Here is a 10,790-nt window from a genome sequence, read left to right on the forward strand (position 1 = left end):
TTCAAAATTGTAATGGATGACCAGCTTTCCAATGCTGAGACCAACGCTGTCCTGAACTTCAGCCTGTTTTGCGTCCCGTACCTTACAGTGCATCCAGATGTACCCCGCAGTGTCCGGCACCTGCCACGGCCAGTTTGCTTTTCGGCTCAGGGTATCGCCTGCTTTAATCCACCAGGCGTACATCAGGCTGTCGCCGTCGGCATCCTCTGCCTGGCAAAAGAAAGAGACCGTCTCCCCCGGCAGGGCAACCTTCGGCTGCACGCCCATCTTACGAATCGTGGGCGGCTGATTGACAATCACCGCAACACTTGTCTCAGCCGAATCGGCCAGCAGCCCCCCATCCATCACCTTACAGCGGATGGCAACGCTGCCCCCTTCAGCCGGCGCCTGCCAGTCAACCACCGGCCCGCTGCCGGTTAAAACTCCCGCCTCCGCCTGCCACAAGTATTGTAAAGAATCGCCATCGGGATCCACGGCCGTACAGTAAATTTTGCTTTGACCTCCGATGGAAACTGATTTGTGCTCAGCGGCCAGCGCTTTAATGCGCGGGGCCCGATTTTCTGGAAGGTGGTCCGTGTGAAAATCGATGGCCTGGCCGTTGACATACAAAACACCATCTTTAAATAAACGCGGTGCTCCATGCTCCAGAAAGGTGATTAACAGCGCTTCATCGGCAGGAATAAGTAGGCTCACCTGCCCGCTGACCGCTTCCAGCATTGTCTGATTGCCAATGCAATCATAAACATCGGTTGGATTATGCCCCACCTCGATCGTAACGGTCGTGTCCACCGTGTAAGGATTGTACAGTAAAACATAATGCGGAGCGCTTTCGTCTCTGAATCCTGGTCCAAAATCGGTCTGGCTGACATTTAATTTCAGGATGCCACGCACATCGGTCGTATCCACAATAGCGCCTAAAAGACCCACATGGGAAGCTCCATACAAAGCCAGATTGGTTGCCGCCCAGCCGTGGCGCAGCGCGTCGCCCGTGGCATAGGGACTGCGATTGGAGTACCAGTCCACCTCGCGCACCGCTTCGTAGGCGATGACGCCCCACGGATCGTAAATTTTGGCCCAGGCCTCACTGTCCTGATTTTCATCCGTTAAAAAAGGATGATAAAAAAAGCGGGCTGAATTGGCTGCATTAAGCAGCCATTTGCCAATCGCCCTGGCAAATCGTTCGTCATAGCGCACCATGGGCGCCAGTGCGCCAATCATTTCAAAAGTGTTCATGGCAAAGGCGTAATCATCGCCAACCACTTCGCCCACCAGGCCGGAACAATCGTAGCCGCCCCAGCTGCCAACAGTTACGCCCCAGCCGCGCACATTGCCCTGCGGATCAAAACACCAGTTTACCAGTTTCTCGACATCGTAGTCCGTGTGTAATTCGGCATTCATTCGGGCCGCCGTGTACACCCCATAAGGCAATTGCAATTCGTAAGCAGGATTGGTTGCCCACTGATCCAGAAACTCCATGCACCACTCGGCGCCAATCAGATATTTTTGCTCTTTAGAACGCAAATAGGCCTGATACATCAGCCAGCCCAGAGCGCCGGCTGCTTCCGGTTCTTTTACGCCCTGGTCATTGGCTTCCATGGTCGATAGTTTCCAGGCCCGATGATTAAAATCAGGAACCTGCCAGGGAGCGGTCTTTCCGCCCATCCTTTGCAGGGCTTCGAACCAACGATCTGCTACCGAATAGAACTGTTCTTCAAAATAAGTAAAATCGGATGACGGGTACAACGTTGTCAACTGGAAATAAAAAACATTGGGCATGGTATCGTACCACCAGTCATTCCCACTCTGGCCCTGAAAATTATTCAAGTAAACATTTTCCTGCGGCAGTGTATTGAAGAAATCTTGACACAAAGCCAGCCAGTTGTGGCCGAATTGATTGCGTTTATCCACGCCCACCAGGGTGGCGCCCACAACCGCAGCTATTTGATTAATGGCCTCGCCTGCCCAGGGGCTGGCGCTGCCCACATAACTGGGCATGACAAAATTTCCCAGTTGAGGGTAATTAAGGCCATTGGCCCTCACTTCAATCAGCGGAAGATATTGGCCTTCTAAATCCGGATTAAACACAAGGGAATCGTACTTAACAGCCACCTGACGCCAGTTCCGCATGTGGTAGGGCTGAGGGAGATTGGGCATGAGCTCAACGCGACTCACAGTAATCTGGATGGACCGGGTAAATAGTAAAGCAGGCCAGCAGAGTAAAAGCATTAAAACAGATGTTATGTTCCGATTCAACATGGATGCTCCAGCCAATCCTCTGTAAAAAGGTTAAAACATTGATCCCTTGGTCTAACTCTATCCCAACCGACATTTACGTCAAAAATTTTCCGACCTGAAGTCTATTAAAAATTCATGCGTTTTAGCGTAGCAAAATCTACCCGGCACGCGCCCGCGCATCTGCGCCATGCCAGGCATGTTGAACGCCGTTAAGGCCCCATCTCATTAAAAAGTTAACAAGATGGTAAAACGATGCGTGTTCTGTAATCGTCCGAAATCGGCAAAGGCATAATCGAATCCGCCTTTGATGTTACCCATCAACGGAAGATGGATGCCGCCTCCCACTGTAACCCCTTCTTCGGAATCTTTTAAAAACAGGTTCCGATAACCGGCGCGCAAAAAATACTTACCCAGCAACCGGTACTCCATTCCCAGGTTCAGGCTTTCGGTGTTGTCAATGGGGTGCAGGGCATCGACTTCCAGGGTGATTTGATGCTGTTCGGAAGTCAAAGCATCGTAGGCCAGGCCCAGCTGAAAATTCAGAGGCAAAGGCCAGGCGTCGGTTTTTAGCTCGGCAAAAATACGATCGTTATTCCCCAGCTGGTAAGGGTCCACATCGTGATAGACCAACAGATCGTTGCCATCCATGCGCATATCGGTTCCAAAGTTGGTCAGCGCCGCGCCGATGCGCAATCCTCTCCAGGGCGTTTCGTACAGAGTGCCAATATCCAGAGCAAAACCGTTGGCATGTTCTTTCCAGATGGTTTGCGAAATGTACTTTACATTGCAACCCAGAGCAAATCGATTGGTTATTTTGAGCCCATAAGCCAGGCCGAGCGCCAGATCGCGCGCGTCGAAATATTCGCCCGTGCCCTCGGGATGGTCAATGGTGCGTACTTTCATCTCGCCCATGTTTAGAGCGGTTAAATTTAAGCCGAACGTTCCGTACTGACCGAGGGGGAAGACCATTCCGGCGTAATCAAAGGTGATGTCCACCAGCCAGTCGGTGTGCACAAAAATCGCCTGCATGCTCGGCAAGTGGGCAATGCCGGCCGGATTCCAGTACATGGCACTCACGTCATTGGCCGTGGCCACAAAAGCGCCGCCCATGCCGATAGCCCGGGCTCCTACGCCTATTTCTAAAAACGGAGCAGCTGTTGTGCCTACATTACTCACATCTTTAGAATATTGCCCGTAAAGCAATGTGCTGGTTAGCAAAAGAGCCAGTACAATTGTTATTCGTTTCATGGCACTCACCCTGTTTTTTCAGATTTTAAATTTATCTTCGATTGCTTGAATGGTTAAATGAAAAGAGCCGTGCAAATTTTTGGACAGCAACGATTCAACCATTCAACTTTTATTTAATGACCGCAAACTTTCCGGTCTTTTCTCCAATGCCCGGCGCCTCTACATGATAGATGTAAACACCGTAGGCTATTTCCTGGCCGTCTTTGGAAAGCAGATTCCAGGCCTCCTGACCGGTTTCGCTATTTCCGCGATGTTCAATGGTATCCACCAGATAACCGCGTACCGTGTAAATGCGAATGGTGCATTGCGCAGGAAGATTAATGAAATAAATGCGTCGTTCTCCGCGCCCCGTTCTGAAGGCTGTTTTGGGCTCCCAGGCTGCGGCGGCCAGATAGGGATTGGGCACCACGGCAATCTTTTCCAGATCGGATTTAGCCTTTTGCGGATCGTAGCCTTTGCCTTTTACTTTAAAGACAATCCGATCACCAGTGCGGAACGGTTTTTTAGTGGCCAACAAAAAGCGATCGCCAGGCTGAGGCGGAACATTTTCATCCGCTCCTCCATCGGCTTCAAAATAGAAGCGCCAGGTTGTACGCATCTTGTACGGATTGTCCGGACTGGGATCATCGACCCAGATCATGGCGCTCTCGATGGAATCGGCATTTTGCCATTCGTAATAGGGGCTGAGCGTGGAATCCTTTTCGTAATATTCCAGAAATTGAAAATGGGCGTTAATACCTTCTGTTACATTGGTGATGCGGAATTTACAGGGCTGATAGGGCGGGTAGCCGAGGCGGTTTTCGGCCGTATCAATGATGGCGTCTGAAAAGAGTATTTCGTAGTCGGCCGGATAATTCATGTTCAGATTGTTGCCCGAAAAACGCTTGTCCAGATTAACGCGCCAGCGATAGGTGGTGTGACCTTCAATCCAGCCTGAACGTTCCTGGTCGAGTTCCACCTGATCGTTGGCAATATTGAGCACAATGCCGTCAATCAAAGGCGAACGGGAAGTTTCATCAATCCAGATGGTATCCGTTAATTGAATGCGCTGACCATTGGTGATATCGTAAACTACATAAAAGGGATTGCCATGATCGTGCAGATAGGTCGTATCGCCAAATTCCACGGCATACTCATGGCCGTCTTTAACGGAATCCGGAATCACAAACTCGATCTCAAAAGGTCCTGTGCCGATGGTTTCGCGCTGAATATCACCATCCACCGAAGCCTCAATCGTTCCGGCAGGCGGCACTCCCGGGGTCACCACAGCGGTGTTAATATCCAGTGTCACATTGCCTGCAACATCCACATCAATTTTGCTGGTGCATTCCGACGGCGGAATGCCGGCCAGTTCTCCGGTGGCGCTGGTATCGACCAATCCATGATCGTAACTGACAATAGCGTAGTAATAGGTTTGCCCGTTCTTTACGTCGGTGTCAATGTAGTAATGACGCAATCCGCTGTCGTTTCCCAGATCGAAATGCGCGCCCTGCACATCGATGGGATGCAAGCCCTGAATGCCGTTTTTCAAATCAAACTGGGCAATGGGCTTGCCGAACGTAGGGCGCCCGTAAGCATCGGTGATCAACCGCGATTCCAGGAATTGCGGTTCTGTACTCCGATAGATGCGGTAGCCTTCAAAGTCATATTCCTGTAAAAAGGGATCCCAGGATTGTTCGGCGCGCGTATCCCAGATGAGGGTCACTTTGTGGTCACCGGGCACGGCAGCCAAAATTTTTGGTTTTTCCGGCGGTTTGGCAAAACGGTAATCTGCATTGTAAATTTGCTGGATGGTATTTTTGGTCAGCACCAGGTCCTGGGCGTTTTCGCCAAAGAGCAAGGCCATGGAATAATTTTGCGTGTCGCCTGCTTTCAATGGAAACGGCCCGGATGAAAAGAACATACCCAGATTGGCCGTAACTTCCTGACTGTGTGGCGGCGGTGCGGATTTAAAGACCTCCCAATCCTGTTTCTCATTCCACAATTCATAGGTATGGACCGGAAAAATCCGGAAACCGGTTAAACCAATCTGATCGGCTTCGTCTTTGTCCAGGTAATCAAAATCCGGTTCGCCGGGGGTGGGCAGGCCGTCGCCTTCGCCCTCGTCCGGGCCGGGATAACCAAAATTGTAAGGTCCAAGGCCGTCTTTACCTACATCGTCGTTTAAAGGCTCTTTCGGATCCCAAACGCCGTTGCCGTTGACATCTGTAAAGCCATCCCAGTCTGCATCTTCGTCGTTAGACCAGTGCGGTCTGGGCGGGCGTTTAAAGTATTTTTCAAACTGCTCAGGGTCGTCAATGCCATAGGGATAGGTATCCAGCCACTCTCCCGGTCCTTTGGACAAACGGTCTTCATCAATCAGGCCGTCTTCATCGTTATCTTTGTCATCATCGTAAATGCCCGGACTTTCCAGAAAGGCAAAACCGGCAACGCCCACCGGGTACTAGTTGTTGGGCGTGCCAAATCCGTCGCCATCCCAGGCCCAGGCAATATCCAGCAAGGTATTGTAATCGCCGGTGTCATCCGAGGAGTCATCGGTTCCGCCAATGCCCCAATCGATGTAAAAACAGTAATAGGTGCTGTCGTAGGTTGTCTTGCCTTCGTTGGTAATAAAATAGACGGCAAAGATCACATCTTCAGCCAGCACCTGCGACCACTGAAAATAGCGGGCAGCCACTTCCAGGCCTAGCCCGCGCCGCGTTTTGTCCCCCGGGTCAGGATAGAAATTCCATTCTTCATCAGGATCATCGTCAAATACAAAATAGGTTTCCAGATCGGCATTAAAAACGCCCTTGCCAAAAAAACCATTCCAGTAAACGATGTCATCCACCAGGCCATTGCCATCATCGTCAAAATCATTGGGAATTTCGTTGGGATTTACCCATCCGCCTTCATCGGCTTTATCCGGCCAGAAGCTGGGCCAGGATTGCGGATTGTTGCTCATGGCCGGGGTGGTTCCCTTGGGATTAAAATAGCCGGGCAGCGGACCCCAGCCCCACAATTGGTTTTGCGGCCCCCGATCCACAAATTCACGGTACTGGGTTTCCAGAGGATAAATGACATTGCCCTGTTCATCAATGGTGCGCGCCTGAACAACCAGCGCCACACCATCCACATATTGATGTCCGGTCCCCTTGGGCCATTCGCCGGATGGAGAATCGGGCCAGTGGGCAATTTCGCCCCAGTTGATAAAAATGGTACGCACCAAATTTCCATCCATAATGCCCGTACGACGCAAGCGCGTATCGCCCACATTGGGATCTGGTTTACGTTGCGCCATTAAAGCCGTGTTCAAAATGAATAGTACAATCAACATCAAACTTGTTCTAAACATAGCGGCATCTGCCCCTCATTTTACTTTAATTGAAGCAAAGATGACTGTATTTAATAACTAATCTGCACACCTAACTGGACGCGCCGCGGCGCTGAATAGAAATCAGGATGAATGTAGTAGTCTTCCAGTGTATTTAAACCACGCGGCCGCAATCCGCCAACGTAGAGCGGCTCGGTAGAATAGGTGGCGCGGCCCGTATCCTGAAAAACCTGTAATTCATTCAAGCGATCCAGCAAATTGTAAACTTTTACAAAAAAAGCATACTTGAACTTCCCGACGCTAAATTGCTTATTGAGATAGACGTCCACATTAAATTCATCGGGTTTGCGGCCGCCGTTTTCTACCAGCGGCTGAACAATGCGCGAAGCCTGTGTGTAGGGCATGCCTGTACCATAGCGGGCAATGACGCTGGCCATTACCACCGCAGGTGTTCCCAGTTGTAAGGCAGCATTAATCTGATGCCGGCGATCCCAATCCAGCGGCACCAATTGTTTAACCGTCTCTTTGTTCGCCTGAGCATCTAAAAAGGCGTTATTCGGATCGGAGGCATTTCCTTTGGCCACCTGAAAGGTGTAGTCGATGTTCAGCGCAAAACCGGAAGAATAGCGTTTTTCCATGTCCAGTGTAAACCCCCGTACAAACCCGTAATCGCGATTGATGTAGCGTCCGTAACGAATGCCTTCCAGAGTTTGAAAGACCTGTGTACCCAGCAAATTACGGATATCTTTAAAATAAACGGTCATCGATAAACCGTAAAGCTCTCCTAATTGTTGCTGGAATCCGATCTCATAAATGGTGGTTTTTTGCGGCTTTAAATTGGCATTACCAATGGTGTTTTTTAAGGATTGCGGCGGCGGCGCCACTGAAGATTGCAACGGATCAATATCAAATTCCGGATTGGTGTACAGATAAAAATAGTTGGGCGTCTGGAAAAAATGTCCGTACGAAACGTGAATGGCCCCTTTGGCCGAGATGGGATAGGCTAATCCCAGACGCGGGCTGAACTGCATGCTTCTTTGGGCTTTTTCCCTGGGCGACTTCCCAGGATCCAAAAAATCCGTGGGCACTTCCCCATCCGGATCGAAATAATCAAAGCGCAGACCGGCATTGATGATCAGATCCTCGTATTCCATTTTATCCTGAATGTAACTGGAAAATTCGAGCGGATAGTGTACGTACTTATTGTTCTGAAAGCTGGTCAGCGGAGCAATCCGATTTTCCTGATCCGGTAAGACTTCAAATTCATGCAACCATAAACGGTGGCGCTTGGCTTCTACCCCAAATTTGATTTGATGATGGTAATTGACCTGGCTGGTTAAATCGCTTTTAAAAAGGTGCGTTAAAGTGGAACGATCAAAATGCCACATCTGCTGTCCGCCGCTGACAAAAGCATTGGCGCCTGTGTCCTGCAAGCGCTCCTTGACCACATAGCGCGGATCGTAAGGATCTTTGTAAACATGTTGTTTGTAATTGGTGTAAAAATAGGAAAAATAAACATCCATAAAAGTGCGGTTGCTAAACACATGATTCCAGGTGAGTGATGTATTCACCGCCCATTGCTGGTAACGGTAATCCCCATCCGGATTGAGGCGGAAACGATGGTCGTACTGACGCCAGAGACGGCGCTGATACATGGTTTCCAGATTGAGTTTATCTACATTGGTGAGCTGGTAAGTCAGCTTCAGGTTTCCGCTGTAGCGTTCAGCACGATTCATGGACACGGCCTGGGCCTCGTCAATCAGCTTCCTGGCTAATTCTTCAGAAAACGGATAGAGTTTACCATGGCTCATAAACTGGCGCTCTTCGGGTACATCTTTTAACAAAAAATCCGTTGTGTGATCGGTGGGTAAAAAGACCTTGCGACCGTAAATGTAGCCTGGGTCTTTGTTCCACCGGCCACTGGCAAAGAAACGCAATTTATTGGAAGTAAACGGAAATGGTCCTCCGGCTGTGAACTGGACGTCGTAAAGCGGATTGAAATCTTTCTGCCAGAAAATGTCATCATGACCGGTCAGGTAGCCCCCGGAATAGACGGAAAGATTAAACTCCGGCTTACTGCCCCCTTCTTTGGTCACTACATTAACTACGCCGGACATAGCCTGACCATATTCGGCATTAAAGGTACCGCTAATGACATTCAATTCCTGAATGGAATTATTTTCGACTTCCAGAGCATAGGTGCCTGAATAGACGTCGTTCATCGGAATGCCGTTGATCATGTACATGACTTCGCCGACGCGACCGCCCCGAAAGTGTCCGTTTACCACTCCAGCCTGCAGATTGATCACCTCGTTTAAATCTTCGACAGGCAGAGCTTCGATGGTCTCTTTGCCAATGGACGATTCCGTAGAAGTTAAATCTTTACGAAACAGGGGCCGTTCGGCTTCGACTACAATTGCTTCTTCCAGCTCAAGCGTGGCCGGTTCCAGTTTTACATCGACGCGCCGTGTCTTATCGATATTTACTTGAACACCGGTAACGCGTACTTCCCGATAGCTGACATAAGAAGCCACCAATGTGTAAGTTCCCGGCGGAATACCGATAATCATGTAATTGCCGTCCATATCCGTGGCCGCACCAAAGGTGGTATTTTCCAGAAAGACATTTACGCCGGGCAGCCCCTCGCCCGTTGAGGCGTCGGTCACCCGACCTACAATTTTCCCCGTTGTTCCAGCCTGAATGAACTGTACCGCGCTCAACAGGCACAACATGATTGAAACAAATTTCAGGAGGGAACGCATTTAAACCTCCATGAAATGGATGACTTGCGATGTTCATTTTTCAGAAAGTCGATTCCGCTTTCTGTTTTTCTTTTTTCTGAACCTTTGTAGAATGGCTCAGGACTTTTCACACTCGAGTCGTTACAATTTGAAGGAACCTTTTACCAGATGACTACGCAGAGTCTTTCACCCAGCGTGCTACTTCACTGTTTAAACTCTGCAAAACATGGGCAATATCGGTTCCTGGTTAATAAAAAAACCGGAGCAGAGCATTCCATCAAGCCCCGCTCCGGTTCCATTGTTATTTCATAAAGGTCATCTTTTTGGTAATCACTGCATTTTCAGCATTAAGCTGATAAAAATAAACACCCGATGTCACTCTTTGACCAGCATCATTGGTTCCATCCCACATGGCTGTGTAGGTGCCTGGCATCAGGTTTTGATTAACCAGGGTGCGCACTTTGCGTCCCAACACATCGTAAATGGCAATGGTTACCTTACCGGCTTTAGGTACAGTGTACTCAATTACCGTAGTCGGGTTGAACGGATTGGGATAGTTGTTGGATAAACTGTAATCCGTGGCAATCACCGGTAGGGTATGTGAAGGGTCTTCGATATCCACAGTCAACGGTATCACTTCCTGGATGGAGAAATCATCCCAGTAGGTCACACCTGTGGCAAAAGGATTGTATCGTGCACGCATACTAACACCGGCTGCCTCTTCCGGAGCCTGAGACAGAACGGAATACAGAGTCCAGTCAAGATTTTCTTTCCCGGTGCGTTGATCCACATAGAAGAACTGATCCCCGCCAACCAGATTCCAGTCGGTCTCGATAGGCGCTTTGTGGTAGAAGAAATTAATGGCAATTCGATCGATCTCGCGCTCAGGCATCACATTCGTCGGATACCAGACGGTATCGGTATTGATGCCTTCATTTTTAACCCAGGCGCTGATCATGTACCACTTGCCGGCCTCGGCTGGCTGTGGTTGCGAATAGAAGACCATTTCATCGTCTTCATTGTCATTTTCTTCTAATTTAACCGAATAATTGCCGCTGTGCGCGACACCTTCCACCACATTGGCATAACCGATCTTATCGCTGGAAGTCCAGTTCATCCAGCCCATCGGCGTTTCGGCATCGCCATTAAAAACGCCCATGGCCCAACCTTCGGCCAGACCGCACATGATGTTGTCGAACCAGACGGTGCCCGTAGCGTCCTTGCCCATCAATAGCTCAATGTAAATCTCTTCC

General features: G+C 49.7%; 6 protein-coding genes. All 6 read right to left on the reverse strand.

The genetic code is table 11. From position 1 onward, the window contains the following. Window positions 1-2,256 (reverse strand): LamG-like jellyroll fold domain-containing protein (locus ACWB0I_RS08570; protein ID WP_479387640.1); only part of this gene is annotated, 2,256 nt, incomplete at its 3' end. A 204-nt stretch (window positions 2,257-2,460) separates the two neighbouring features. Next, window positions 2,461-3,483 carry a PorV/PorQ family protein gene (locus ACWB0I_RS08575; RefSeq protein WP_479387641.1) on the reverse strand — a complete coding sequence of 341 codons (1,023 nt, stop codon included), beginning with the start codon at window positions 3,481-3,483 and terminating at the stop codon, window positions 2,461-2,463. Between the two features lie 109 nt (window positions 3,484-3,592). Beyond that, window positions 3,593-5,920, reverse strand: a complete 2,328-nt coding sequence (locus tag ACWB0I_RS08580; protein WP_479387642.1) for a fibronectin type III domain-containing protein — start codon at window positions 5,918-5,920, stop codon at window positions 3,593-3,595. Between the two features lie 6 nt (window positions 5,921-5,926). Next, on the reverse strand, window positions 5,927-6,817 hold the full coding sequence (locus ACWB0I_RS08585) for a hypothetical protein (RefSeq protein WP_479387643.1): 891 nt from the start codon (window positions 6,815-6,817) through the stop codon (window positions 5,927-5,929). 50 nt (window positions 6,818-6,867) lie between these two features. Continuing rightward, window positions 6,868-9,558 carry a TonB-dependent receptor gene (locus ACWB0I_RS08590; protein ID WP_479387644.1) on the reverse strand — a complete coding sequence of 897 codons (2,691 nt, stop codon included), beginning with the start codon at window positions 9,556-9,558 and terminating at the stop codon, window positions 6,868-6,870. Between the two features lie 280 nt (window positions 9,559-9,838). Beyond that, a partial coding sequence (locus ACWB0I_RS08595) for a T9SS type A sorting domain-containing protein (RefSeq protein ID WP_479387645.1) occupies window positions 9,839-10,790 on the reverse strand: 952 nt, incomplete at its 5' end.

It is taken from the genome of Caldithrix sp., from assembly GCF_056497305.1.

What these genes read in the sequence shown, in the direction of transcription:
- ACWB0I_RS08590 (WP_479387644.1), bottom strand. Translation starts at nt 9,558, where the DNA reads ATGCGTTCCCTCCTGAAATTTGTTTCAATCATGTTGTGCCTGTTGAGC.
- ACWB0I_RS08585 (WP_479387643.1), bottom strand. Translation starts at nt 6,817, where the DNA reads ATGTTTAGAACAAGTTTGATGTTGATTGTACTATTCATTTTGAACACG.
- ACWB0I_RS08575 (WP_479387641.1), bottom strand. Translation starts at nt 3,483, where the DNA reads ATGAAACGAATAACAATTGTACTGGCTCTTTTGCTAACCAGCACATTG.